The organism is Streptomyces sp. NPDC050264, from assembly GCF_040655895.1.
Taxonomy (GTDB): Bacteria; Actinomycetota; Actinomycetes; order Streptomycetales; family Streptomycetaceae; genus Streptomyces.
Genome location: NZ_JBFAKV010000046.1, coordinates 1 through 21,531, shown reverse-complemented (window position 1 = coordinate 21,531; position 21,531 = coordinate 1). Strand labels below are relative to the sequence as shown.

Here is a 21,531-nt window from a genome sequence, read left to right as displayed (position 1 = left end):
AGCAACCGAACGACCCAGGAGCAGCCATCAATCCGCACGCGGACCTCCCGTCCATGACGTGGAGCAACATCGACCCCTCGACGCATCCCTTCGATCCCGATCGTGCGCTCGACGATGTACGCACGGTGGTGGCTTCCACCGACCCTGAATCGGGTCGTCCGCGTGGCCTCTGGTCGGACGAGTCGGTTGCCCGGGGACTGGCAGAGCACTTTGGTGCATGGGCGTACGGCTGGCTGGGTGCGGCGCAGGAGTACCCCGACTCCGGTTCTGTCATCACGAGCCTGCCGCCCAGCGGGCTCGGGGCCGGGGACCTGGACGCCCAGGCGCAGCGGTACACCAGCGCGCTGCTGCAGTGGCGGGCCTGGCTGGAGGAACTGGCCGGTACTTTCGCACGGCTCGCTCCCGATTCGGATGCCGGCGCGGGCGAGATGAGTCGTCTGCGCGAGCACGGGGTGGCTCCCCTCGTGACGCTCGTCGTCGAGCGCACGCAGGCCGGGGAGTTGTGGCGCGGCACCTGTGCGCAGGCGCTCGGCTGGTTCTTCGAGTACACGGGTATGCAGGCCGAGGACGCCGAGGATCTCGCGGACGACGTCGTGGACTCCCACTTCGAGAGCTGGGTCGCTCCGGACGAGGACGCGCTCGATCAGGCCCGGAGCGCTGTCGGAGAGCACGGTGCGTGACGATTTGCGGTCCTGGCTGCGGGCGCGGTCCCAGGTCCGGTGGGATCTGGTGACGCCGCAAGTGATGGGCCCGGTCCGGGGATACCGAGACGGGATCGCCGTTGCCGTGGCGGGTGCCCCGGAGCGAGCGGATGGGTTCCGCGCGGCGTGGCGACTGGCCCGGGCGGATGCCGAGGCCTGCCCTTCGTTGAGCTTCCGCCTTCTGGCGCGGTGGCAGAAGCAGGTCCTCAGCCGGGACGACGTCGCGTTCCGCACTCTTCCGGCATTCGCCAAAGGGGGCAGGGAGCGCTACGGCCATTCCGACTCCCTCCCGGAGCTGTTCGACAGCTGCCTCGCGCAGGCCGCAGGAGCCGGCTCCGAGGTGCCCCTGCCGGCCAGGGCAGCCCGCGCCTATCTTGACGTCTGCTTCTTCCACCCGTTCGACGACGGCAACGGGCGGGCCGCTCTGCTGGCTCTGGGGTTCGTCCTGGCGTGTGAGGGTGTCGTATTGGACGAGGCGGGGCCTATCCAGGTGCGCAGATTCGCCGATGACCCGGAGGGCGCGCAGGCGCTGGCCCGCCTCGTGCACGTCCTGGCGACAGCAGCCGGGGATCGTAGTCCGCGCCCTGCCTCTCTTCCTGCAACTCCGATCGCGACCTGGCGGTGACCGTGCCGACAACTCCCGTACGAGCGAAGAGCTCGACCTACCCCGACCGTGAGACCGCCCAGTGGGCGACCCAGCAGGTCGTTACCGCCAACGAGCAGCACATCCACCGGTGGCTCGCCCAGGGAACCCGGCCCAGGCTCACCATCGAGGCGGCTTGGCCCTCTCGCCCCGACCCCGTAGGACGGGTGCTGCTTCAAGCGATGATGCTGGCGGGCCGTGAACCCGTCGACGTGCGGGCGGCCCGCGTGATCCTCAAGCGCGAGCCGTCGAGTCCGCACGGCTTCGTCGTGCATGCCACGTTCCCGATCTACCTGTAGAGGCCCGGCCGCCATGCCCATGAACCCGCTCGAACACGACCGTCGCTACGGCGAGTTGGACCAGGTGCTGCGTGCGTACGTCGGTCAGCCCGCCGACGACACGGAGGACAAGCCAAGCGTTGCCCTCACCGCCTACCTGCGTCTCACATGGCACACCCGCCCGTGGGCGCTCGGCACGGCGGAGGCCCAGCTGCGCGAGTACGCGCGCAACCCCCCGGGCGCGCTGCGGCTGCGCCTCGGGGAGTTCTATCCGGTTCCGGATGTCGGACTGCCCGAGTCCGATCTCCAGAGTTGGCTGTTCATGCTCGCCGACCACATCAAGCGCAGCGTGGAGGAGGGGGAGGTGCCGCCTCCCTCTGCGCCGGTCACCCACTGGGAATGGCAGACCCGGTTCCCCGAGTTCGCGCAGTTTCTGGGTGGTTGGTTTTCGCAGGACATGCCGGACGAGTTCACCGACCATGACGCTGCTGTCGCGGATTACGTGTCCCAGGCAGCCCGGCCGTTGATCGCGCGCCTTGCCGGTGAGGTGCACGAACTGCTGGATCTCGACCTTGAGGAGTCCGATCTGGCGTCCGCTCTGGCGGAGTTGGGCATGGAGGTGGATCCGCCGGCGCCGTACGCGCCGAGCGGGTGGCTGCAGTTGGTGGGCGAGCAGCTCAGCGGGCCGATGGCGGAGTACGGACCTCCTGCCACTTGACCCTTGATGTTCAGCCGCCAGGGCAGATGAGCTGGATGATGTAGACCCGCTCGCTACGGACGAGGATCTGGTACCGGAACCACCCGCCGGGCACGATGATGTCGCCGCCCTTCGGATCGAGGCCCTCGTGGTCGCGGCCGTGCAAGTGCACCGCTTCAGCTGCCCTGACCAGTTCGTCCGCTCGCTGCTCCACTTCGGCGAGGAATGCTGGAGCGGCGCGGGACTCCGTCTCGGCCTCGAAGGCGTACTCCCAGCTCCAGCTCAACTCCGTACTGCCTTCGTGGCCTCGTCCAGGACGGCGCTCAGCTCGCGCAGGGCTTCATGGGCGACGGCCGCGTCCTCGTGTTCCAGGTCCCGGGACGCGCGGGCGTGCCGGTCGGCCAGATCGGGGCGGCGGGCGATCTCGATGTCCCGGGCCCAGATGAGCACCCAGCTCTGCACGGGGCTGACGGACTGCCACTCGACGGCCTTGGCGAAGGCCTCGTCCTTGGTCCGTTGCATCTCCGGCAGCCGGGCGGGGGCGACGACGGCGAGGGCTGCCCGCAGGGCGTCGGGGGTCTGCTCGGGGCGTGGAACCAGTTCCTGCCCGTGATCGGCCTGCGTGCTCATGGAGTCCTCCCAGGAGTGCACTGGCCAGGCTAGTCGCCCGGGGCACCCAGGGAGAGGTGAAGCGCGCATGATGCGTGTTTTCCCTGTTCAGTGGGTGTACGGGTGGTTCGGCGCGGGTGGGTTTCCGGTGAGGGCGGGGAGCGCCTCGGTGCGGCAGTCACGGCAGCGGCCGGGCTCCGGGGCGCGGAAGGCTCGGTCGCATCCTTCGCAGTTCTGGAGGTGGTGCGGGACGGGGGCCGCGGGTGGTGCCGTGGAGGGCGCCCGTACGCCAAAGGGCGGTGGCGGGGGTAGCAGGGCTGTGAGGCGGTGGGCGACGAGGCTGCCGGGCGGCGTACGCCTTCGGGTGGCAGGTCGTGCGTGAGGGCGTGGCGTACGGCGCTGGGGGTGACGTCCCGCTCCAGCCACGCGGCGACTCCGGGGGCGAGGCGGGCGGCGTCCTCGGCGGAGAGGAGGAGGCGGGAGTCACTGCGGTGCGGGGTGGCGAGGAGGGCGGTGGCCTGCTGGAGGAGGGTGGGGGACGAGCAGGAGGGGTGGGGTACGTGGAGGGGGTTCGGGGGCTTCTTGGGTTTCGGCTGTGCCTTCGGTTTCCGCTCGGCCGGTGCGGGGGCGCCGCCCGGCTGGTTGCAGGAGATCGTGCGGGTGGTGACGCGGCCGTCGGGGGCGCGGCGGCGTTCGCGGCGCAGATAGCCGTGGGTTTCCAGCTCGCGCAGGGCTGCGGCGATACGGGTCTTGCCCTCGGGGAAGCGGCCGTTGAGCGTGCCGATGTCGACGCGGGCGCCGGTGGGCAGCGACTGGATGTGCGCGGCCAGGCCGATGGCGGTGAGGGAGAGCGTGCGGTGCTGGGTGAGGTGGTTGCCGATGACCGTGAAGCAGGTGGTGTGGCGGATGTTCTTGTGGAGGACGCCCGCGGTGGGGTGGTCCTTGTCGGCAACGGCCGTCGTGGCGCGCGTGGGCGCGCTAGGTGTATTGCCCTGTGAGGTTGGGGACGCGGCTGGCGGGTGGTTGGCCTTTCAGCGCGGTGTGTCCGCGGCGGTGATTGTAGGTGTGCGGCCAGCCGGGGAACGCCTGGCGTCGTTCGGTCTCTGTCCGGTAGGGATGGGCGTAGGCCCACTCGTCCAGCAGGGTGCGGTTGAAGCGCTCGACCTTGCCGTTTGTCTGCAGCCGGTAGGGGCGGGTCCGCTTGTGGCTGATCCCGGCTGCGGCCAGGGCATCGCGCCAGTCGCGTGAGCGGTAGCAGGAGCCGTTGTCGGTCAGCACCCGCTGGACGGTGATCCCGGCCTGGGTGAAGAACGTCTGGGCCCGGCTCCAGAAGGCGGTTGGGGTTTCCTTCTCCTCAGCGGACACCGCAGATCCAACCAGCCGTGGAGCTTTGCGTCCGCTCCGTCTGTCAGCTCCCAGCCGAACTCGTGGTGCGCGATCTCCCAGGCGCGCCGGGCGCCGAGCAGCCGGTAGTAGCTGTCGTCGATGCCGAGACGGTGAATGCCGCCCGAGCACGGCAGAGGGGCGGGGGAGCCGTGTCGCGGGCAACGGCCAGCGGCAGGGCCCCGATCGAGGCCGGCTGGTCCACGACCACGAGCACGGTCCCGCGTTTGGCCTGCAGTTTCGCGAAGACTTCACGGAGCTTGGCTTTGCTGTTGGGCAGGCGTCGGTCGAAGGCTTTCCTCCTGGCCGATGTGACAGCGGTGGCGTGGTGTTCGCCCTTGCCGACGTCCAGACCGAGGAAGAGGTCGATGTTGCTGATGTCGATCACGACCACGCTCCGGTCGTACTCACCCGGCCTTGCCACGTCACTGATCGCCACATCCACATGACGAAGAGCCTCCCGACCTGAGGAAAGGTCGCTGGTCATGCCCCTAATTACTGAGTTTGTGGGCGTGATGTCGTGAAGGTGAGGCCGGTCGCGGCGAGGCATGCGTCGATGAGTACGGGGCGGTACTGAATCTCGCGGAGTGTGCGGCGGAGGGTCCGGATCAGGTGGTCCGGGTCGGTGAACGCGGTGTTGCACTGCGCCGAGCGCCGGACCAGTGACCAGACACCTTCCACGGGATTCAGGTCGGGTGCATAGGAGGGAAGTTGGAAGGAGGTGATCCAGTCATCGGCGTCGATGAACGCCCGCAGGCGGGCGTCCAGATGCACCTTCAGACTGTCCCAGACGAGTACCAGCGGGGCGCCGAGCTGCTGGTGGGCGGCGGCCAACAGGTCGCGGTAATCGGTCCAGGTGAAGCTGCGCCGGCCACCACGCTTGTGATCGACATACCGTTTGGGCCGGAAGATCAGACGCGTCCGTTCGCCGGGCCTCTAGCAGGCCAGGGCGGCGATGGAGAAGCGACGCTGGGAACGGCCCCGCACCCTAACCACGGGCGTGTGCCCTCGCCCGGACCAGGTGCGGGAAGTGGGCGGCGTCATCGAGAACCCGGCCTCATCTTCGAAGACGATGAAGGCGCCGAGCGCCGCCGCGGTGCTTCCACCTGCGGCCACGTGTCTGTCACCCAGCCGGTCACCTTGTCCTCGTCACGCTCCAGGGCCCGCTTCGCCGGGACCTGGTGGCTCCAGCCATGGCGCCGCAGCATCTGCGCGATGGTCGAGGGGGTGATGGTCTTGTGAAACCGGCGTCCGATCAGCACCTTGATCCGCTCCAGGGTCCAGGTCTGGTCCTGCCAGCCGTGCGCGACCAGCCCCTTGGCGAATTCCTCCTCCAGCACCGCGAACAGCTTCTCGCTCAGCTTGGGCCGGGCCGCCGAGCCCCTGGACCGCAGGAAACCGTCCCCGCCGTCCTGCCAGGCGCGGCGCCAGCGTTGCACCGAACACACACTGACCCGCAGCTGTTTCGCCACCACCGCGCTGTCGTCACCCGCGGCGAACATCTCGGCCGCCTGCAGGCGAACCCCCTCGCGAAAGGACCGCCGCTCGGCCGACAGACCACCACCTTGCGGATACCTCATGGCTCCGGCCTACGGCGACTGACACCACCTGTCAGCCCCTCCGACATCACGCCCACAAACTCAGTAGCGGTCTCTCAGTGCCTTCGGAGCTGGTGACACCACTCTCGGGCCATGCACTCGACAAGGGGGAGTCATGCCGGACCCGAAGGCTGGAGGCCCCACTGCGGAGCCACGAAAAAGGTAATGGGGGGCAGGGCGGCTCGTGTCCTGGGTCGGGCTGTGATCGATGCCGGGCGCTGCTGTCACCGGCAGGCACACTTCCCGCGTCCTCGCCCCCGCCAGCGACGCTCGGCTCGGACATGTCCCTACCCCTGTGATCTGCGATCCGGCAACCTTTTCATGCCGGATACATGGCATGGCCATGGGCCTCGGCGGGCGTCACGGGGCCCGCACACAGCGGCCACGAAGCGGCCATGAGCGGTCCACCGGTGTGCCGGGCGCGGTCGGGGTTTGACCTCCGTCACACACCGGGTAAGCTCCACAGCTTCGATTGGCCCCCGGCATGCCCCGTATGGCAGACTGTCGGGGTTGCTCGGTTGAGTGCCGATGCTGCGCGCCTCCCGCCGGGAGGACCGGAAGCGAGTCCCACAGTACTCGTCGCCTTATCTGTCGCTTGCGGCAGCGCTTGGGCGGACGTACGGGAATCTTTCGGGAAGTGCAGTGCGGTGGCTCTGCCAGGCACCCGGTGGGTTTCTTCCCCCGGTACATGCGGTCCTGGGCCGCAGACCCCTTAGCAGGGAAATCCGTACGGATATTTCTGTCAGCGGGACTGCGACACGCCCGACCGCGTGGGTCGGATGAAGTGTGAAACAGGGCCTCCCGGGTTCCAGAGCGTCACAAGAGACAGGACTACTAAGTAGCCATGGCGGGACAGAAGATCCGCATCCGGCTCAAGGCCTACGACCACGAGGTCATCGATTCCTCGGCGAAGAAGATCGTCGAGACGGTGACGCGTACTGGTGCGTCGGTCGCGGGCCCGGTGCCGCTGCCTACCGAGAAGAACGTGTACTGCGTCATCAAGTCGCCGCACAAGTACAAGGACTCGCGCGAGCACTTCGAGATGCGCACGCACAAGCGCCTGATCGACATCCTCGACCCGACGCCGAAGACCGTTGACTCCCTGATGCGACTCGACCTTCCGGCCGGCGTCGACATCGAGATCAAGCTCTGAGGGCCGGTGATCTGAAGATGACTAAGCAGATCAAGGGCATCCTGGGCGAGAAGCTCGGCATGACGCAGGTGTGGGACGAGAACAACCGTGTTGTTCCGGTCACCGTCGTCAAGGCCGGCCCGAACGTCGTGACCCAGGTCCGTACGAATGACTCCGACGGCTACGAGTCGGTCCAGATCGCCTTCGGCGAGATCGACCCTCGCAAGGTGAACAAGCCCCTCAAGGGTCACTTCGCCAAGGCCGACGTCACCCCCCGTCGTCACCTCGTCGAGATCCGTACCGCTGGTGCCAGCGAGTACACCCTCGGCCAGGAGATCACCGCTGAGACCTTCGAGTCCGGCGTCAAGGTGGACGTGACCGGCAAGAGCAAGGGCAAGGGCTTCGCCGGTGTCATGAAGCGTCACAACTTCAAGGGCCTCGGCGCCGGTCACGGCACCCAGCGCAAGCACCGCTCGCCGGGCTCGATCGGTGGCTGCGCCACCCCGGGTCGTGTGTTCAAGGGCCTCCGCATGGCGGGGCGTATGGGCAACGAGCGGGTCACCACCCAGAACCTGACCGTTCACGCCGTTGACGCGGAGAAGGGCCTGCTCCTCATCAAGGGCGCGGTTCCTGGTCCGAACGGCGGCCTCGTCCTGGTCCGCACCGCGGCCAAGGGGGCCTGAGGACTATGACCACCATTGACATTCTGTCGCCCTCCGGCGACAAGACCGGGACCGTTGAGCTCCCGGCCGAGATCTTCGATGTAGAGAAGATCAGCGTTCCGCTGCTCCACCAGGTTGTCGTCGCGCAGCTGGCCGCGGCCCGTCAGGGCACGCACAAGGTCAAGCGTCGTGGCGAGGTCCGCGGTGGCGGTAAGAAGCCTTACCGCCAGAAGGGCACCGGCCGCGCGCGCCAGGGTTCGACCCGTGCGCCGCAGTTCGCCGGCGGTGGCGTCGTCCACGGCCCGCAGCCGCGTGACTACTCGCAGCGGACCCCGAAGAAGATGAAGGCCGCGGCCCTGCGCCACGCCCTCACCGACCGGGCCCGCAACGCTCGCATCCACGTCGTCACCGGCGTGGTCGAGGGCGAGGTCTCCACCAAGGCCGCCAAGTCGCTGCTCGGCAAGATCAGTGAGCGCAAGAACGTGCTCCTGGTCCTCGACCGTGCCGACGAGGTCGCGCTGCTCTCCGCTCGCAACCTGCCCCAGGTCCACATCCTGGAGCCGGGCCAGCTGAACACGTACGACGTTCTCGTCTCGGACGACGTGGTCTTCACCCAGGCCGCTTTCGAGTCCTTCGTGTCTGGCCCGAAGGCCAATGACACCGAAGGGAGCGAAGCCTGATGGCTACGCGTCACCCGAGCATCGCCTCGAAGGCCGCCAAGGCCAAGAAGGTCGCGCGCGTCGCCAAGGCGAAGCGCCACGCCACCGAGGGCAAGAACACCGTTGAGACGCCGCTGAGCAAGAGCTTCACGGATCACCGTGACGTCCTCGTCAAGCCGGTCGTCTCGGAGAAGAGCTACGCGCTCCTCGACGAGGGCAAGTACACCTTCATCGTGGACCCGCGTGCCAACAAGACCCAGATCAAGCAGGCCGTCGAGGCGGTCTTCTCGGTCAAGGTCTCCGGGGTCAACACGATCAACCGGCAGGGCAAGCGCAAGCGGACCCGCACCGGCTTCGGCCAGCGTGCGAACACCAAGCGCGCGATCGTGACCCTCGTTGAGGGCGACCGTATCGACATCTTCGGCCAGGCCTCCTAACGGAGCGCCCTGGTCCGAATATCGGACGAGGACTGAGAAATGGGAATCCGCAAGTACAAGCCGACTACGCCGGGGCGTCGTGGCTCCAGCGTTGCCGACTTCGTCGAGGTCACGCGGTCCACGCCGGAGAAGTCGCTGGTCCGCCCGCTGCACAGCAAGGGCGGCCGTAACAACGCCGGTCGTGTGACCGTTCGCCACCAGGGTGGTGGCCACAAGCGCGCCTACCGCGTGATCGACTTCCGTCGTCACGACAAGGACGGCGTGCCGGCCAAGGTCGCGCACATCGAGTACGACCCGAACCGCACCGCGCGCATCGCGCTTCTGCACTACGCAGACGGCGAGAAGCGCTACATCATCGCTCCGCGTGGCCTGTCGCAGGGTGACCGGGTTGAGAACGGCCCCGCGGCCGACATCAAGCCCGGCAACAACCTTGCGCTGCGCAACATCCCGGTCGGTACCACGATCCACGCGATCGAGCTCCGTCCGGGCGGCGGCGCCAAGTTCGCCCGCTCCGCCGGTGCCTCCGTGCAGCTGCTCGCGAAGGAGGGCTCGATGGCCCACCTTCGTATGCCGTCCGGTGAGATCCGTCTGGTCGACGTGCGCTGCCGCGCCACGATCGGCGAGGTCGGCAACGCCGAGCAGTCGAACATCAACTGGGGCAAGGCCGGCCGTAAGCGCTGGCTCGGTGTTCGCCCGACCGTTCGCGGTGTGGCGATGAACCCGGTCGACCACCCGCACGGTGGTGGTGAGGGCAAGACCTCCGGTGGTCGCCACCCGGTCTCCCCGTGGGGTCAGAAGGAGGGTCGTACTCGCTCGCCGAAGAAGGCTTCGAGCAAGTACATCGTCCGCCGCCGCAAGACGAACAAGAAGCGCTAGGAGCGGGTTTAGATGCCGCGCAGTCTCAAGAAGGGACCCTTCGTTGACGGCCACCTCGTAAAGAAGGTGGACGCTCAGAACGAAGCCGGTTCCAAGAACGTCATCAAGACCTGGTCCCGCCGCTCGATGATCGTCCCCAGCATGCTGGGCCACACGATCGCGGTGCACAACGGCAAGACCCACATCCCGGTGTTCGTCACCGAGTCGATGGTCGGCCACAAGCTCGGCGAGTTCTCGCCGACGCGCACCTTCCGGGGTCACGTCAAGGACGACCGGAAGTCGAAGCGCCGCTAAGGCGGGGTGGAATCGACTATGACAAACACCGAAGGGACAACCATGGAAGCCAGGGCCCAGGCGCGGTACATCCGCGTCACGCCCATGAAGGCCCGCCGAGTGGTGGACCTCATCCGTGGCATGGATGCCACGGAGGCTCAGGCGGTCCTGCGATTCGCCCCGCAGGCCGCGAGCGTGCCGGTCGGCAAGGTGCTGGACAGCGCCATTGCCAACGCCGCGCACAACTACGACCACCCTGACGCCTCTTCGCTGGTCATCAGCGAGGCGTACGTGGACGAGGGCCCGACCCTGAAGCGGTTCCGTCCGCGTGCTCAGGGCCGTGCCTACCGGATCCGTAAGCGGACCAGCCACATCACCGTGGTCGTCAGCAGCAAGGAAGGAACCCGGTAATGGGCCAGAAGGTAAACCCGCACGGGTTCCGGCTCGGTGTCACGACCGACTTCAAGTCGCGTTGGTACGCCGACAAGCTGTACAAGGACTACGTCAAGGAAGACGTCGCCATCCGTCGGATGATGACGTCCGGCATGGAGCGCGCCGGCATCTCGAAGGTTGAGATCGAGCGCACCCGTGACCGCGTGCGGGTGGACATCCACACCGCGCGTCCCGGCATCGTCATCGGCCGCCGTGGCGCCGAGGCCGACCGCATCCGCGGCGACCTCGAGAAGCTCACGGGCAAGCAGGTGCAGCTGAACATCCTCGAGGTCAAGAACCCCGAGGTCGACGCTCAGCTGGTGGCCCAGGCCGTCGCCGAGCAGCTGTCCTCCCGCGTCTCCTTCCGTCGCGCCATGCGTAAGAGCATGCAGTCGTCGATGAAGGCCGGCGCCAAGGGCATCAAGATCCAGTGTGGCGGTCGTCTCGGCGGTGCCGAGATGTCCCGTTCGGAGTTCTACCGCGAGGGCCGCGTGCCCCTGCACACGCTCCGCGCCAACGTGGACTACGGCTTCTTCGAGGCCAAGACGACCTTCGGCCGCATCGGCGTGAAGGTCTGGATCTACAAGGGCGACGTCAAGAACATCGCCGAGGTTCGCGCCGAGAACGCCGCGGCCCGCGCCGGTAACCGTCCGGCCCGTGGCGGCAACGACCGCCCGGCCCGTGGTGGTGGCCGTGGTGGCGAGCGTGGCGGTCGCGGTCGTAAGCCGCAGCAGTCCGCGCCGGCTGCCGAGGCCCCCAAGGCCGACGCTCCCGCCGCTGCCGCTCCGGCTGCCGAGAGCACCGGAACGGAGGCCTGACCGAAATGCTGATCCCCCGTAGGGTCAAGCACCGCAAGCAGCACCACCCGAAGCGCAGCGGCATGTCCAAGGGCGGCACGCAGGTCGCGTTCGGCGAGTACGGCATTCAGGCTCTGACGCCGGCGTACGTGACGAACCGTCAGATCGAGGCCGCTCGTATCGCCATGACGCGTCACATCAAGCGTGGCGGCAAGGTCTGGATCAACATCTACCCGGACCGCCCCCTCACCAAGAAGCCTGCCGAGACCCGCATGGGTTCCGGTAAGGGTTCCCCGGAGTGGTGGGTCGCCAACGTCAAGCCCGGACGCGTGATGTTCGAGCTGTCGTACCCCAACGAGAAGACCGCGCGCGAGGCGCTGACTCGTGCGGCTCACAAGCTGCCGATGAAGTGCAAGATCGTCAAGCGCGAGGCAGGTGAAGCGTGATGTCGACCGGTACCAAGGCGTCGGAGCTGCGCGAGCTGGGCAACGAGGAGCTCCTCAACAAGCTCCGCGAGGCCAAGGAAGAGCTGTTCAACCTCCGCTTCCAGGCGGCGACGGGTCAGCTCGAGAACCACGGCCGGCTCAAGGCCGTCCGCAAGGACATCGCGCGGATCTACACCCTCATGCGTGAGCGCGAGCTGGGCATCGAGACGGTGGAGAGCGCCTGATGAGCGAGAAGACTGTGACTGAAGAGACTGCCGCCCGCGGCTTCCGCAAGACCCGTGAGGGTCTTGTTGTCAGCGACAAGATGGACAAGACCGTCGTCGTCGCTGTCGAGGACCGCGTCAAGCACGCCCTGTACGGCAAGGTCATCCGCCGTACGAACAAGCTCAAGGCGCACGACGAGCAGAACGCTGCCGGCGTCGGCGACCGCGTCCTCCTGATGGAGACGCGTCCGCTGTCGGCGACCAAGCGCTGGCGCATCGTCGAGATCCTCGAGAAGGCCAAGTAATTCTCTGAGGGGTATCCCTCGGAGTTCGTTCCGCCAGGCTCGGCAGGGGCCCTCCCGCAAGAGAGAAGCCCCTGCCGGGAACCGGCAGACAAACAGGAGATAGACGTGATCCAGCAGGAGTCGCGACTGCGCGTCGCCGACAACACGGGTGCGAAGGAAATTCTCACCATCCGTGTTCTCGGTGGCTCGGGTCGCCGCTACGCGGGCATCGGTGACGTCATCGTCGCCACCGTCAAGGACGCGATCCCCGGTGGCAACGTGAAGAAGGGTGACGTCGTCAAGGCGGTCATCGTTCGCACCGTCAAGGAGCGCCGCCGTCCGGACGGCTCGTACATCCGCTTCGACGAGAACGCCGCCGTCATTCTGAAGAACGACGGCGACCCTCGCGGCACCCGTATCTTCGGCCCGGTGGGCCGTGAGCTGCGCGAGAAGAAGTTCATGAAGATCATCTCGCTCGCGCCGGAGGTGCTGTAAGCATGAAGATCAAGAAGGGTGACCTGGTCCAGGTCATCACCGGCAAGGACAAGGGCAAGCAGGGCAAGGTCATTGCCGCTTACCCGCGCGACGAGCGCGTCCTGGTCGAGGGTGTCAACCGGGTCAAGAAGCACACCAAGGCCGGTCCCACGGCTTCCGGCTCGCAGGCCGGCGGCATTGTGACCACCGAGGCCCCGATCCACGTTTCCAACGTTTCGCTGGTCGTGGAGAAGGACGGCAACAAGGTCGTCACGCGCGTCGGTTACCGCTTCGACGACGAGGGCAACAAGATCCGCGTTGCCAAGCGGACGGGTGAGGACATCTGATGACGACCACCACGAACCCGCGTCTGAAGCAGAAGTACCGCGACGAGATCAAGGGCAAGCTGCAGGACGAGTTCTCGTACGAGAACGTCATGCAGATCCCCGGCCTCGTCAAGATCGTGGTCAACATGGGTGTGGGTGACGCCGCGCGTGACTCCAAGCTCATGGACGGTGCCGTCCGCGACCTGACCACCATCACGGGTCAGAAGCCGGCCATCACCAAGGCCCGTAAGTCCATCGCGCAGTTCAAGCTGCGCGAGGGCCAGCCGATCGGCGCCCACGTCACGCTCCGTGGCGACCGCATGTGGGAGTTCCTGGACCGCACCCTGTCGCTCGCGCTGCCGCGCATCCGCGACTTCCGTGGTCTGTCCCCCAAGCAGTTCGACGGCCGTGGCAACTACACCTTCGGTCTCACGGAGCAGGTCATGTTCCACGAGATCGACCAGGACAAGATCGACCGCGTCCGGGGTATGGACATCACCGTGGTCACCACGGCGACCAATGACGACGAGGGCCGCGCCCTCCTTCGTCACCTCGGCTTCCCGTTCAAGGAGGCGTAAGCGAGATGGCGAAGAAGGCTCTTATTGCCAAGGCTGCTCGTAAGCCCAAGTTCGGTGTGCGTGGCTACACCCGCTGCCAGCGTTGTGGCCGCCCGCACTCCGTGTACCGCAAGTTCGGCCTGTGCCGCGTGTGCCTTCGTGAGATGGCTCACCGTGGCGAGCTGCCGGGCGTGACCAAGAGCTCCTGGTAGTCCCCTAGTTGGGACTGCCTGGATCTCTCGGTAAGTAAGGGGTCGGCAGAGACTCCCGCTCTCATGGCTTAGGCTAGGAGGGTTGGGCGCGCTCTGCCGCCCTGACCGACTTACTACGCCGTAGGTCCCCGCGCCGCACCCGTCCCGCCCCTGTGTGGGGAGAGGGATGGCGCATACAGGAAACCCCGGCGAGAGAGGCCGAAGGCCAATTCATGACCATGACTGATCCGATCGCAGACATGCTTACGCGTCTGCGGAACGCGAACTCGGCGTACCACGACTCCGTGGCTATGCCGCACAGCAAGATCAAGTCGCACATCGCCGAGATCCTCCAGCAGGAGGGTTTCATCACCGGCTGGAAGGTCGAGGACGCCGAGGTCGGCAAGTCCCTCGTCCTGGAGCTGAAGTTCGGCCCGAACCGTGAGCGTTCGATCGCCGGCATCAAGCGGATCTCCAAGCCGGGTCTGCGCGTTTACGCGAAGTCCACCAACCTGCCGAAGGTCCTCGGTGGCCTCGGCGTGGCGATCATCTCCACGTCGCACGGTCTCCTGACCGGCCAGCAGGCAGGCAAGAAGGGCGTGGGTGGGGAAGTCCTCGCCTACGTCTGGTAGCGGAAGGGAACGGAGGAAACAGCTATGTCGCGTATTGGCAAGCTCCCCATCACGGTTCCCGCCGGCGTGGACGTCACCATCGACGGCCAGACGGTCTCGGTGAAGGGCCCCAAGGGCAACCTGAACCACACCATCGTCGCGCCTATCGAGATCGCCAAGGGTGAGGACGGCGTCCTGAACGTCACCCGCCCCAACGACGAGCGTCAGAACAAGGCCCTGCACGGCCTGTCCCGCACGCTGGTGGCGAACATGATCACCGGCGTGACCACGGGTTACGTGAAGAAGCTCGAAATCAGCGGTGTCGGTTACCGCGTCCTGGCGAAGGGCTCCAACCTGGAGTTCTCGCTCGGCTACAGCCACCCGATCCTGATCGAGGCGCCCGAGGGCATCTCGTTCAAGGTCGAATCGGCGACCAAGTTCTCGGTCGAGGGCATCGACAAGCAGAAGGTCGGCGAGGTTGCGGCCAACATCCGCAAGCTGCGCAAGCCCGACCCGTACAAGGCCAAGGGCGTCAAGTACGAAGGCGAAGTCATCCGCCGCAAGGTCGGAAAGGCGGGTAAGTAAGCCATGGCATACGGTCAGAAGATCGCTAAGGGCGACGCTTACAAGCGTGCGGCAATCAAGCGCCGCCACATCCGTATCCGTAAGCACATCTCGGGTACGGCCGAGCGTCCGCGCCTGGTCGTGACGCGCTCCAACCGCAACATCGTCGCCCAGGTGATCGACGACGTTAAGGGTCACACCCTGGCGTCGGCGTCCACCCTGGACACCTCGATCCGCGGTGGCGAGGGCGACAAGTCCGCGCAGGCCAAGTCGGTCGGCGCCCTGGTCGCCGAGCGCGCCAAGGCTGCCGGCGTCGAGGCTGTCGTGTTCGACCGTGGTGGCAACCAGTACGCCGGGCGCATCGCTGCCCTGGCGGACGCCGCCCGCGAAGCCGGCCTGAAGTTCTGAGCCGGTTCCGTAGCTAGCGGAAACAGAGAGAGGTAATTCCAATGGCTGGACCCCAGCGCCGCGGAAGCGGTGCCGGTGGCGGCGAGCGGCGGGACCGGAAGGGTCGCGACGGTGGCGCTGCCGCCGAGAAGACCGCATACGTTGAGCGCGTTGTCGCGATCAACCGTGTCGCCAAGGTTGTCAAGGGTGGTCGTCGCTTCAGCTTCACCGCGCTGGTCGTGGTGGGCGACGGTGACGGCACCGTAGGTGTCGGTTACGGCAAGGCCAAGGAGGTGCCGGCCGCCATCGCCAAGGGTGTTGAGGAGGCCAAGAAGCACTTCTTCAAGGTCCCCCGTATCCAGGGCACCATCCCGCACCCGATCACGGGCGAGAAGGCCGCGGGCGTCGTCCTGCTCAAGCCTGCTTCCCCCGGTACCGGCGTTATCGCCGGTGGCCCGGTGCGTGCTGTGCTCGAGTGCGCCGGCGTTCACGACATCCTGTCGAAGTCGCTCGGCTCGTCGAACGCGATCAACATCGTGCACGCGACCGTGGAGGCCCTCAAGGGTCTGCAGCGTCCCGAGGAGATCGCGGCTCGCCGTGGTCTGCCCCTCGAGGACGTCGCTCCCGCGGCCCTGCTGCGTGCACGTGCCGGGGCTGGTGCTGCGTAATGGCACAGCTCAAGATCACGCAGACGAAGTCGTACATCGGCAGCAAGCAGAACCACCGTGACACCCTGCGTTCCCTTGGTCTCAAGGGGATCAACACGCAGGTCGTCAAGGAGGACCGCCCCGAGTTCCGCGGCATGGTGCAGACCGTCCGCCACCTCGTGACGGTTGAGGAGGTCTGATCATGGCGGAGAACAACCCGCTCAAGATCCACAACCTCCGTCCGGCTCCCGGCGCCAAGACCGCCAAGACCCGTGTTGGTCGTGGTGAGGCGTCGAAGGGTAAGACGGCCGGTCGTGGTACCAAGGGCACGAAGGCCCGTTACCAGGTTCCGGAGCGCTTCGAGGGTGGCCAGATGCCCCTCCACATGCGTCTTCCGAAGCTCAAGGGCTTCCGGAACCCCTTCAAGGTCGAGTTCCAGGTCGTGAACCTGGACAAGCTCACCTCGCTGTACCCCGAGGGTGGCGAAGTCACCGTCGCGGGTCTGGTGGAGAAGGGCGCTGTCCGTAAGAACAGCCTCGTCAAGGTCCTGGGCCAGGGCGAGATCACCGTGGCGCTGCAGGTGACGGTCGACGCCGTCTCCGGCTCTGCCAAGGAGAAGATCACCGCCGCGGGCGGTACGGTCACCGAGCTCGTCTGATCTCAGACGTCGTCTCGATGACATGAGCGATCCCGACCGGGGATACCCCACAAATGGGGTATCCCCGGTTGGTCGTTCCTAGGGGGGCGGGTACGCCGGTAAGGTGGCGACCGCTGTTAATTTCCGGGCTAGTTGTGTGCCCCCGGCACCAATCCCGGGTTTTGACCGTTACCCATTCGTCGAATCCTCAAGACCGTCACCTCTGACGCACGCGCGCGGGGGTCGCAGGAGGCACCGTGCTCACCGCGTTCGCCCGGGCGTTCAAGACGCCCGACCTGCGCAAGAAGCTGCTCTTCACGTTGGGCATCGTCGTGATCTACCGGCTCGGCGCGCACGTGCCGATCCCCGGAGTGGATTACTCGAACGTCCAGACGTGCATGGATGCGGCCAAAACTGGATCCAACGGACTGTTCGGCCTGGTGAACATGTTCAGCGGTGGCGCGCTGCTGCAGATCACGGTCTTCGCGCTCGGCATCATGCCGTACATCACCGCGAGCATCATTCTGCAGCTGCTCACCGTGGTGATCCCGCGCCTCGAAGCCCTCAAGAAGGAGGGTCAGGCAGGTACGGCGAAGATCACGCAGTACACGCGCTACCTGACCGTGGCGCTCGCCATCCTTCAGGGCACGGGACTTGTCGCCACCGCCCGCACCGGCGCCCTGTTCCAAGGGTGCCCCGTCGCGAGTCAGATCGTGCCGGACCAATCGATCTTCATCACCATCACGATGGTCATCACGATGACCGCCGGCACCTGCGTGATGATGTGGCTCGGTGAGCTCATCACCGACCGCGGCATCGGCAACGGCATGTCGATCCTGATGTTCATCTCGATCGCCGCCACCTTCCCGTCCGCCCTGTGGGCCATCAAGCAGGGTGGCTCGCTGGCCGACGGCTGGATCGAGTTCGGCACGGTCATCCTGGTCGGCCTCGTCATGGTCGGCCTGGTGGTCTTCGTCGAGCAGGCCCAGCGCCGTATTCCGGTGCAGTACGCGAAGCGCATGATCGGCCGCCGTTCCTATGGCGGTACGTCTACGTACATCCCGCTCAAGGTGAACCAGGCGGGTGTGATCCCGGTCATCTTCGCCTCGTCGCTGCTCTACATCCCCGCGCTGGTCGCCCAGTTCGCAGGTGGTGACTCGTCGTGGAAGCTGTGGATCGACGACCACCTGACCAAGGGAAACCACCCGATCTACATCGTTACGTACTTCCTCCTGATCGTGTTCTTCGCCTTCTTCTACGTGGCGATCTCGTTCAACCCCGAGGAAGTCGCGGACAACATGAAGAAGTATGGTGGCTTCATCCCGGGCATCCGGGCTGGCCGACCGACCGCTGAGTATCTTTCGTACGTACTCAATCGGATCACCTGGCCGGGTTCGCTGTACTTGGGGCTGATCGCTCTCGTACCGACGATGGCGTTGGTTGGTTTCGGGGCAAACCAGAACTTCCCGTTCGGCGGCACCAGCATCCTGATCATCGTGGGTGTTGGTCTGGAGACGGTGAAGCAGATCGAGAGCCAGCTTCAGCAGCGCAATTACGAAGGGTTCCTCCGCTGATGCGAATCGTCCTCGTCGGGCCGCCTGGTGCCGGCAAGGGAACGCAGGCCGCGTTTCTTGCCCAGAACCTGTCGATCCCGCACATCTCCACGGGCGACCTCTTCCGTGCCAACATCAGCAAGGGCACGGAGCTGGGACAGCAGGCCAAGTCGTTCATGGACGCGGGCCAGTTGGTACCGGACGAGGTCACCATTGGGATGGCCAAGGACCGCATGGAGCAGCCGGACGCCGTGAACGGCTTCCTGCTCGACGGCTTCCCTCGTAACGTCTCGCAGGCCGAGGCGCTCGACGTCGCCCTGAAGACGGACGACGTGAAGCTGGACGCGGTCCTGGACCTCGAGGTCCCCGAGGACGAGGTGGTCAAGCGCATCGCCGGCCGCCGCATCTGCCGTAACGAATCGGCGCACGTGTTCCACGTCGCGTACAAGCAGCCCAAGACCGAGGGTGTCTGTGACACCTGCGGCGGCGAGCTGTACCAGCGCGACGACGACAAGGAAGAGACCGTGCGCAAGCGGCTCGAGGTCTACCACACGCAGACCGAGCCGATCATCGACTACTACCGGGAACAGGGGCTCGTGAAGACGATCTCCGCGCTCGGCAAGGTGGAAGAGGTCACGGCGCGGGCCATGGAGGCCCTGGGGCGCTAGCCCCGTTCTTCTTGCGTCTTCATGTACGTGGCTGAGGCCGCGGTTCCCTGTCAGGGGGGCCGCGGCCTTAGTGTTGGTGTACGTACACCTCGTACTGGATGACGGAGAGCGCAGGCCCCCATGGTGCAGATCAAGACCCCCGACCAGATTCGCAAGATGCGGGAGGCGGGGCTTGTCGTCGCGGCGATCCACGCCGCGACCCGTGAGGCGGCCGTGCCGGGCGCGACCACCAAGGACCTGGACGAGGTCGCCCGCAAGGTCATCGCCGAGCACGGGGCGAAGCCGAACTTCCTGGGTTACGGGGGCTTTCCCGCGACCATCTGCACCTCGAAGAACGAGGTCGTGGTCCACGGCATCCCGAGCGACCAGGTCGTCCTGGAGGACGGCGACATCATCTCCATCGACGCGGGCGCGATCATCGACGGCTGGCACGGTGACGCCGCGTTCACCGCGCTCGTCGGCACCGGTCACGCGCCGGAGCTCGCCGAGCTGTCCCGGGTGACCGAGGAGTCGATGTGGGCCGGGATCGCCGCCATGAAGGCGGGCAACCGGCTGGTCGACATCTCCCGCGCGATCGAGACGTACATCCGCCGCCAGCCCAAGCCGGGCGGCGGCAAGTACGGCATCGTCGAGGACTACGGAGGCCACGGCATCGGCACCGAGATGCACATGGACCCGCACCTGCTGAACTACGTCGAGCGGCGTCGAGGCAAGGGCCCCAAGCTCGTCCCCGGCTTCTGCCTGGCCATCGAGCCCATGGTCTCCCTCGGCACCCCGAGCACCGAGGTCCTGCAGGACGACTGGACGGTCATCACGACGGACGGCACCTGGTCCTCGCACTGGGAGCACTCGGTCGCCCTGACGGAGGAGGGCCCCCTGGTCCTGACCTCCCCGGACGGCGGCAAGGCGAAGCTGGCGGAGCTGGGTGTGACGGCGGCGCCCGACCCGCTGGCGTAAGCCGGTCCTGACCCGCTGGCGTGATGCAGGCGTGGGTCGGGGGGCTTATTGATCTTCCGCATAGGGCAGAATTCTCGGATTCGTCTTTCCGGGGGTGCTGTCGTAGACTGACTCGTCGGCTCTCGTGTATCTGCATGCCTGCATGCAAGCGGGAGAGTCGATCAAGGTAGTCGATTCGAAGGGCGAAGCGTGGCCAAGAAGCAAGGTGCCATCGAGATCGAAGGCACTGTCGTCGAGTCTCTTCCGAACGCCATGTTCAGGGTGGAGCTCCAGAACGGCCACCAGGTCCTGGCTCACATCAGCGGCAAGATGCGTATGCACTACATCCGCATCCTCCCTGACGACCGGGTCGTGGTGGAGTTGTCTCCGTACGACCTGACGCGTGGCCGGATCGTCTACCGGTACAAGTAGATCTTGCCCGTCCCGCTTTCCGCGGGCCGCCGGCAACTGACCCGGAGAACCTCACCCATGAAGGTCAAGCCGAGCGTCAAGAAGATCTGCGACAAGTGCAGGGTGATCCGCCGTCACGGTCGGGTCATGGTCATCTGCGACAACCCGCGCCACAAGCAGCGCCAGGGCTGACGCACGACTGACTGCAGTTCGTTCGCAGAAATTCGCGCGACGCACGCAACACACTGAGTACATACGCAGAGCCCGTCGGCAGTGGACACCACTGCGACGACACCTTCGGTCGGAGGCCGGGGACCCAGCTCGTACCAACCCTTTGGAGACAGAGGGGACGGCGGCCGGGAGTGGCTCTGCCACAGACCTCCGAAAATCAACAGGAGCCATGAATGGCACGCGTTGAAGGCGTTGACCTCCCGCGCGAAAAGCGCATCGAGGTTGCCCTCACCTACGTGTTCGGCATCGGCCGTACGCGCGCCCAGCTCACGCTGGACACCGTCGGTGTGGACCGCAACACCCGCGTTCGCGACCTGAGCGAGGAAGACCTCGTCAAGATCCGCGAGTACGTGGACCAGAACTTCCAGACCGAGGGTGACCTCCGTCGCGAGATCCAGGCCGACATCCGCCGCAAGGTCGAGATCGGCTGCTACCAGGGTCTGCGCCACCGTCGTGGTCTGCCGGTCCGCGGTCAGCGCACCAGCACGAACGCCCGCACCCGCAAGGGCCCGCGTCGCGCCATCGCCGGTAAGAAGAAGCCGGGCAAGAAGTAGTCCTCAGCGGACGCTCATCAGCGGTCTTCGCTGTAGGACCGACCACCTCCCCCGTAGGAGAACGACATGCCCCCCAAGGGACGTCAGGGCGCTGCCAAGAAGGTGCGCCGCAAGGAAAAGAAGAACGTCGCTCACGGCCACGCGCACATCAAGAGCACGTTCAACAACACGATCGTGTCCATCACGGACCCGACCGGCAACGTGATCTCGTGGGCCTCCGCCGGCCACGTCGGTTTCAAGGGCTCGCGCAAGTCCACGCCGTTCGCCGCGCAGATGGCTGCCGAGTCGGCTGCCCGTCGCGCCCAGGAGCACGGCATGCGCAAGGTCGACGTCTTCGTCAAGGGCCCGGGTTCCGGTCGTGAGACCGCCATCCGCTCCCTGCAGGCGACCGGCCTCGAGGTCGGCTCGATCCAGGACGTCACGCCGACGCCGCACAACGGCTGCCGTCCGCCCAAGCGTCGCCGCGTCTGATCTTTTTCAGCGCAGGCCGCTTGGTCTGAGGTTTTCGGGCGGTACGGCTCTTCTGGGCGGTGCCGCCCGTACCCTTGCTGTATCTCAGGGCATCAAATAGTGGGTGCCCCTGAACTGAAGGACTCATTACATGCTGATCGCTCAGCGCCCCTCGTTGACCGAAGAGGTCGTCGACGAGTTCCGCTCCCGGTTCGTGATCGAGC

At 66.4% G+C, this 21,531-nt stretch carries 35 protein-coding genes and 4 pseudogenes; 32 read left to right on the top strand and 7 right to left on the bottom strand.

Annotation, left to right across the window (positions count from 1 at the left end; translation table 11 throughout):
* The first annotated feature begins 53 nt into the window (after positions 1–53).
* The 4 genes from AB0J02_RS41790 to AB0J02_RS41775 all read left to right on the top strand — a co-directional run bounded on the left by AB0J02_RS41790 (position 54) and on the right by AB0J02_RS41775 (position 2,340).
* Positions 54–680 (top strand): hypothetical protein, encoded by a 627-nt coding sequence (locus AB0J02_RS41790; protein ID WP_363199148.1) that lies wholly within the window; start codon positions 54–56, stop codon positions 678–680.
* 187 nt (positions 681–867) lie between these two features.
* Positions 868–1,326 carry a Fic family protein gene (locus tag AB0J02_RS41785; protein WP_363199147.1) on the top strand — a complete coding sequence of 153 codons (459 nt, stop codon included), beginning with the start codon at positions 868–870 and terminating at the stop codon, positions 1,324–1,326.
* 2 nt (positions 1,327–1,328) lie between these two features.
* Complete coding sequence (locus AB0J02_RS41780; RefSeq protein ID WP_363199146.1) at positions 1,329–1,643, top strand: RNase A-like domain-containing protein; 315 nt, start codon at positions 1,329–1,331, stop codon at positions 1,641–1,643.
* A 13-nt stretch (positions 1,644–1,656) separates the two neighbouring features.
* Complete coding sequence (locus AB0J02_RS41775) at positions 1,657–2,340, top strand: contact-dependent growth inhibition system immunity protein (protein ID WP_363199145.1); 684 nt, start codon at positions 1,657–1,659, stop codon at positions 2,338–2,340.
* Between the two features lie 10 nt (positions 2,341–2,350).
* Here AB0J02_RS41775 and AB0J02_RS41770 read toward each other — a convergent pair whose 3' ends face one another.
* From AB0J02_RS41770 to AB0J02_RS41740, 7 genes and pseudogenes are all read right to left on the bottom strand, one after another.
* Positions 2,351–2,605, bottom strand: a complete 255-nt coding sequence (locus AB0J02_RS41770; protein WP_363199144.1) for a hypothetical protein — start codon at positions 2,603–2,605, stop codon at positions 2,351–2,353.
* A complete protein-coding gene (locus tag AB0J02_RS41765) occupies positions 2,602–2,949 on the bottom strand; it encodes a hypothetical protein (RefSeq protein ID WP_363199143.1) in 348 nt (115 codons plus the stop codon). Before AB0J02_RS41765 ends, AB0J02_RS41770 begins: the two co-directional genes overlap by 4 nt.
* Before the next feature lie 87 nt (positions 2,950–3,036).
* A pseudogene (locus AB0J02_RS41760) lies at positions 3,037–3,836 on the bottom strand (helix-turn-helix domain-containing protein).
* Between the two features lie 70 nt (positions 3,837–3,906).
* A pseudogene (locus AB0J02_RS41755) lies at positions 3,907–4,284 on the bottom strand (integrase core domain-containing protein); the annotation flags it as partial.
* Positions 4,285–4,468: 184 nt separating this feature from the next.
* Positions 4,469–4,699, bottom strand: a pseudogene (locus tag AB0J02_RS41750) (transposase); the annotation flags it as partial.
* 107 nt (positions 4,700–4,806) lie between these two features.
* Positions 4,807–5,355 (bottom strand): annotated as a pseudogene (locus AB0J02_RS41745) (transposase).
* On the bottom strand, positions 5,352–5,891 hold the full coding sequence (locus AB0J02_RS41740; RefSeq protein ID WP_363199142.1) for a winged helix-turn-helix domain-containing protein: 540 nt from the start codon (positions 5,889–5,891) through the stop codon (positions 5,352–5,354). Before AB0J02_RS41740 ends, AB0J02_RS41745 begins: the two are co-directional and overlap by 4 nt.
* A gap of 862 nt (positions 5,892–6,753) precedes the next feature.
* On the opposite strand from AB0J02_RS41740, the gene rpsJ reads away from it, so the two are divergent.
* The 28 genes from rpsJ to rpsK all read left to right on the top strand — a co-directional run bounded on the left by rpsJ (position 6,754) and on the right by rpsK (position 21,328).
* Entirely contained in the window at positions 6,754–7,062 is a 309-nt protein-coding gene (rpsJ, locus tag AB0J02_RS41735; protein ID WP_003948644.1) for a 30S ribosomal protein S10, read from the top strand.
* A 17-nt stretch (positions 7,063–7,079) separates the two neighbouring features.
* Positions 7,080–7,724, top strand: coding sequence for a 50S ribosomal protein L3 (rplC, locus tag AB0J02_RS41730; protein WP_363199141.1), 645 nt, complete (start codon positions 7,080–7,082; stop codon positions 7,722–7,724).
* Between the two features lie 5 nt (positions 7,725–7,729).
* The gene (gene rplD, locus AB0J02_RS41725) at positions 7,730–8,383 is read left to right on the top strand and encodes a 50S ribosomal protein L4 (protein WP_363199140.1); all 654 of its coding nucleotides are present in this window, start codon (positions 7,730–7,732) and stop codon (positions 8,381–8,383) included.
* Positions 8,383–8,799, top strand: coding sequence for a 50S ribosomal protein L23 (gene rplW, locus AB0J02_RS41720; protein ID WP_324772733.1), 417 nt, complete (start codon positions 8,383–8,385; stop codon positions 8,797–8,799). Before rplD ends, rplW begins: the two co-directional genes overlap by 1 nt.
* 39 nt (positions 8,800–8,838) lie before the next feature.
* Positions 8,839–9,675 carry a 50S ribosomal protein L2 gene (gene rplB, locus AB0J02_RS41715; RefSeq protein ID WP_164304030.1) on the top strand — a complete coding sequence of 279 codons (837 nt, stop codon included), beginning with the start codon at positions 8,839–8,841 and terminating at the stop codon, positions 9,673–9,675.
* Between the two features lie 12 nt (positions 9,676–9,687).
* Complete coding sequence (gene rpsS / locus AB0J02_RS41710) at positions 9,688–9,969, top strand: 30S ribosomal protein S19 (RefSeq protein ID WP_326020859.1); 282 nt, start codon at positions 9,688–9,690, stop codon at positions 9,967–9,969.
* Positions 9,970–10,011: 42 nt separating this feature from the next.
* On the top strand, positions 10,012–10,359 hold the full coding sequence (gene rplV / locus AB0J02_RS41705) for a 50S ribosomal protein L22 (RefSeq protein WP_026290933.1): 348 nt from the start codon (positions 10,012–10,014) through the stop codon (positions 10,357–10,359).
* Positions 10,359–11,198 carry a 30S ribosomal protein S3 gene (gene rpsC, locus AB0J02_RS41700; RefSeq protein ID WP_363199139.1) on the top strand — a complete coding sequence of 280 codons (840 nt, stop codon included), beginning with the start codon at positions 10,359–10,361 and terminating at the stop codon, positions 11,196–11,198. Before rplV ends, rpsC begins: the two co-directional genes overlap by 1 nt.
* A 5-nt stretch (positions 11,199–11,203) precedes the next feature.
* A complete protein-coding gene (gene rplP, locus AB0J02_RS41695) occupies positions 11,204–11,623 on the top strand; it encodes a 50S ribosomal protein L16 (RefSeq protein ID WP_018528356.1) in 420 nt (139 codons plus the stop codon).
* Positions 11,623–11,847, top strand: a complete 225-nt coding sequence (gene rpmC / locus AB0J02_RS41690; protein ID WP_018528357.1) for a 50S ribosomal protein L29 — start codon at positions 11,623–11,625, stop codon at positions 11,845–11,847. Before rplP ends, rpmC begins: the two co-directional genes overlap by 1 nt.
* On the top strand, positions 11,847–12,131 hold the full coding sequence (gene rpsQ, locus AB0J02_RS41685) for a 30S ribosomal protein S17 (protein WP_018528358.1): 285 nt from the start codon (positions 11,847–11,849) through the stop codon (positions 12,129–12,131). The genes rpmC and rpsQ overlap by 1 nt, the downstream gene beginning before the upstream one ends.
* A 105-nt stretch (positions 12,132–12,236) precedes the next feature.
* On the top strand, positions 12,237–12,605 hold the full coding sequence (gene rplN / locus AB0J02_RS41680) for a 50S ribosomal protein L14 (protein ID WP_003974257.1): 369 nt from the start codon (positions 12,237–12,239) through the stop codon (positions 12,603–12,605).
* Between the two features lie 2 nt (positions 12,606–12,607).
* Positions 12,608–12,931, top strand: a complete 324-nt coding sequence (gene rplX / locus AB0J02_RS41675) for a 50S ribosomal protein L24 (RefSeq protein ID WP_324772723.1) — start codon at positions 12,608–12,610, stop codon at positions 12,929–12,931.
* Positions 12,931–13,488: a 50S ribosomal protein L5 gene (gene rplE / locus AB0J02_RS41670; protein ID WP_361080959.1), complete on the top strand. Its 558-nt coding sequence runs from the start codon at positions 12,931–12,933 to the stop codon at positions 13,486–13,488. The genes rplX and rplE overlap by 1 nt, the downstream gene beginning before the upstream one ends.
* Before the next feature lie 5 nt (positions 13,489–13,493).
* The gene (locus AB0J02_RS41665; RefSeq protein ID WP_003948630.1) at positions 13,494–13,679 is read left to right on the top strand and encodes a type Z 30S ribosomal protein S14; all 186 of its coding nucleotides are present in this window, start codon (positions 13,494–13,496) and stop codon (positions 13,677–13,679) included.
* Between the two features lie 212 nt (positions 13,680–13,891).
* Positions 13,892–14,290 (top strand): 30S ribosomal protein S8, encoded by a 399-nt coding sequence (gene rpsH / locus AB0J02_RS41660; RefSeq protein ID WP_266713091.1) that lies wholly within the window; start codon positions 13,892–13,894, stop codon positions 14,288–14,290.
* Between the two features lie 24 nt (positions 14,291–14,314).
* On the top strand, positions 14,315–14,854 hold the full coding sequence (gene rplF / locus AB0J02_RS41655) for a 50S ribosomal protein L6 (RefSeq protein ID WP_363199138.1): 540 nt from the start codon (positions 14,315–14,317) through the stop codon (positions 14,852–14,854).
* A gap of 3 nt (positions 14,855–14,857) precedes the next feature.
* Positions 14,858–15,241 carry a 50S ribosomal protein L18 gene (gene rplR / locus AB0J02_RS41650; protein WP_018528362.1) on the top strand — a complete coding sequence of 128 codons (384 nt, stop codon included), beginning with the start codon at positions 14,858–14,860 and terminating at the stop codon, positions 15,239–15,241.
* 41 nt (positions 15,242–15,282) lie between these two features.
* Positions 15,283–15,888, top strand: a complete 606-nt coding sequence (rpsE, locus tag AB0J02_RS41645; protein ID WP_356491262.1) for a 30S ribosomal protein S5 — start codon at positions 15,283–15,285, stop codon at positions 15,886–15,888.
* Positions 15,888–16,067 carry a 50S ribosomal protein L30 gene (rpmD, locus tag AB0J02_RS41640; RefSeq protein WP_326020845.1) on the top strand — a complete coding sequence of 60 codons (180 nt, stop codon included), beginning with the start codon at positions 15,888–15,890 and terminating at the stop codon, positions 16,065–16,067. The genes rpsE and rpmD overlap by 1 nt, the downstream gene beginning before the upstream one ends.
* Before the next feature lie 2 nt (positions 16,068–16,069).
* Positions 16,070–16,525 (top strand): 50S ribosomal protein L15, encoded by a 456-nt coding sequence (gene rplO / locus AB0J02_RS41635; RefSeq protein ID WP_363199137.1) that lies wholly within the window; start codon positions 16,070–16,072, stop codon positions 16,523–16,525.
* A 236-nt stretch (positions 16,526–16,761) separates the two neighbouring features.
* A complete protein-coding gene (gene secY, locus AB0J02_RS41630; protein WP_363199136.1) occupies positions 16,762–18,078 on the top strand; it encodes a preprotein translocase subunit SecY in 1,317 nt (438 codons plus the stop codon).
* Positions 18,078–18,725 carry an adenylate kinase gene (locus AB0J02_RS41625; protein ID WP_363199135.1) on the top strand — a complete coding sequence of 216 codons (648 nt, stop codon included), beginning with the start codon at positions 18,078–18,080 and terminating at the stop codon, positions 18,723–18,725. The genes secY and AB0J02_RS41625 overlap by 1 nt, the downstream gene beginning before the upstream one ends.
* Positions 18,726–18,845: 120 nt before the next feature.
* Positions 18,846–19,682, top strand: a complete 837-nt coding sequence (map, locus tag AB0J02_RS41620; protein ID WP_363199134.1) for a type I methionyl aminopeptidase — start codon at positions 18,846–18,848, stop codon at positions 19,680–19,682.
* A gap of 189 nt (positions 19,683–19,871) precedes the next feature.
* Complete coding sequence (infA, locus tag AB0J02_RS41615) at positions 19,872–20,093, top strand: translation initiation factor IF-1 (protein ID WP_004927214.1); 222 nt, start codon at positions 19,872–19,874, stop codon at positions 20,091–20,093.
* 57 nt (positions 20,094–20,150) lie between these two features.
* On the top strand, positions 20,151–20,264 hold the full coding sequence (gene rpmJ, locus AB0J02_RS41610; RefSeq protein ID WP_003974245.1) for a 50S ribosomal protein L36: 114 nt from the start codon (positions 20,151–20,153) through the stop codon (positions 20,262–20,264).
* Between the two features lie 212 nt (positions 20,265–20,476).
* Positions 20,477–20,857, top strand: coding sequence for a 30S ribosomal protein S13 (rpsM, locus tag AB0J02_RS41605; protein ID WP_324772703.1), 381 nt, complete (start codon positions 20,477–20,479; stop codon positions 20,855–20,857).
* A gap of 66 nt (positions 20,858–20,923) precedes the next feature.
* Complete coding sequence (gene rpsK / locus AB0J02_RS41600; protein WP_003948617.1) at positions 20,924–21,328, top strand: 30S ribosomal protein S11; 405 nt, start codon at positions 20,924–20,926, stop codon at positions 21,326–21,328.
* Positions 21,329–21,531: the final 203 nt, after the last annotated feature.

Coding starts and splice junctions, on each gene's coding strand:
- rplX (WP_324772723.1), top strand. CDS start 12,608: ATGAAGATCAAGAAGGGTGACCTGGTCCAGGTCATCACCGGCAAGGAC.
- rpsK (WP_003948617.1), top strand. CDS start 20,924: ATGCCCCCCAAGGGACGTCAGGGCGCTGCCAAGAAGGTGCGCCGCAAG.
- rpsM (WP_324772703.1), top strand. CDS start 20,477: ATGGCACGCGTTGAAGGCGTTGACCTCCCGCGCGAAAAGCGCATCGAG.
- rplP (WP_018528356.1), top strand. CDS start 11,204: ATGCTGATCCCCCGTAGGGTCAAGCACCGCAAGCAGCACCACCCGAAG.
- rpsJ (WP_003948644.1), top strand. CDS start 6,754: ATGGCGGGACAGAAGATCCGCATCCGGCTCAAGGCCTACGACCACGAG.
- rplE (WP_361080959.1), top strand. CDS start 12,931: ATGACGACCACCACGAACCCGCGTCTGAAGCAGAAGTACCGCGACGAG.
- rplC (WP_363199141.1), top strand. CDS start 7,080: ATGACTAAGCAGATCAAGGGCATCCTGGGCGAGAAGCTCGGCATGACG.
- AB0J02_RS41765 (WP_363199143.1), bottom strand. CDS start 2,949: ATGAGCACGCAGGCCGATCACGGGCAGGAACTGGTTCCACGCCCCGAG.
- AB0J02_RS41625 (WP_363199135.1), top strand. CDS start 18,078: ATGCGAATCGTCCTCGTCGGGCCGCCTGGTGCCGGCAAGGGAACGCAG.
- rpsC (WP_363199139.1), top strand. CDS start 10,359: ATGGGCCAGAAGGTAAACCCGCACGGGTTCCGGCTCGGTGTCACGACC.
- rplO (WP_363199137.1), top strand. CDS start 16,070: ATGGCGGAGAACAACCCGCTCAAGATCCACAACCTCCGTCCGGCTCCC.
- rpmD (WP_326020845.1), top strand. CDS start 15,888: ATGGCACAGCTCAAGATCACGCAGACGAAGTCGTACATCGGCAGCAAG.
- rpsH (WP_266713091.1), top strand. CDS start 13,892: ATGACCATGACTGATCCGATCGCAGACATGCTTACGCGTCTGCGGAAC.
- rpsS (WP_326020859.1), top strand. CDS start 9,688: ATGCCGCGCAGTCTCAAGAAGGGACCCTTCGTTGACGGCCACCTCGTA.
- AB0J02_RS41790 (WP_363199148.1), top strand. CDS start 54: ATGACGTGGAGCAACATCGACCCCTCGACGCATCCCTTCGATCCCGAT.
- rpsE (WP_356491262.1), top strand. CDS start 15,283: ATGGCTGGACCCCAGCGCCGCGGAAGCGGTGCCGGTGGCGGCGAGCGG.
- AB0J02_RS41665 (WP_003948630.1), top strand. CDS start 13,494: ATGGCGAAGAAGGCTCTTATTGCCAAGGCTGCTCGTAAGCCCAAGTTC.
- rplB (WP_164304030.1), top strand. CDS start 8,839: ATGGGAATCCGCAAGTACAAGCCGACTACGCCGGGGCGTCGTGGCTCC.
- rplW (WP_324772733.1), top strand. CDS start 8,383: ATGGCTACGCGTCACCCGAGCATCGCCTCGAAGGCCGCCAAGGCCAAG.
- map (WP_363199134.1), top strand. CDS start 18,846: ATGGTGCAGATCAAGACCCCCGACCAGATTCGCAAGATGCGGGAGGCG.
- rplD (WP_363199140.1), top strand. CDS start 7,730: ATGACCACCATTGACATTCTGTCGCCCTCCGGCGACAAGACCGGGACC.
- rplF (WP_363199138.1), top strand. CDS start 14,315: ATGTCGCGTATTGGCAAGCTCCCCATCACGGTTCCCGCCGGCGTGGAC.
- rplR (WP_018528362.1), top strand. CDS start 14,858: ATGGCATACGGTCAGAAGATCGCTAAGGGCGACGCTTACAAGCGTGCG.
- rpmC (WP_018528357.1), top strand. CDS start 11,623: ATGTCGACCGGTACCAAGGCGTCGGAGCTGCGCGAGCTGGGCAACGAG.
- rpmJ (WP_003974245.1), top strand. CDS start 20,151: ATGAAGGTCAAGCCGAGCGTCAAGAAGATCTGCGACAAGTGCAGGGTG.
- AB0J02_RS41740 (WP_363199142.1), bottom strand. CDS start 5,891: ATGAGGTATCCGCAAGGTGGTGGTCTGTCGGCCGAGCGGCGGTCCTTT.
- AB0J02_RS41775 (WP_363199145.1), top strand. CDS start 1,657: ATGCCCATGAACCCGCTCGAACACGACCGTCGCTACGGCGAGTTGGAC.
- rplV (WP_026290933.1), top strand. CDS start 10,012: ATGGAAGCCAGGGCCCAGGCGCGGTACATCCGCGTCACGCCCATGAAG.
- rpsQ (WP_018528358.1), top strand. CDS start 11,847: ATGAGCGAGAAGACTGTGACTGAAGAGACTGCCGCCCGCGGCTTCCGC.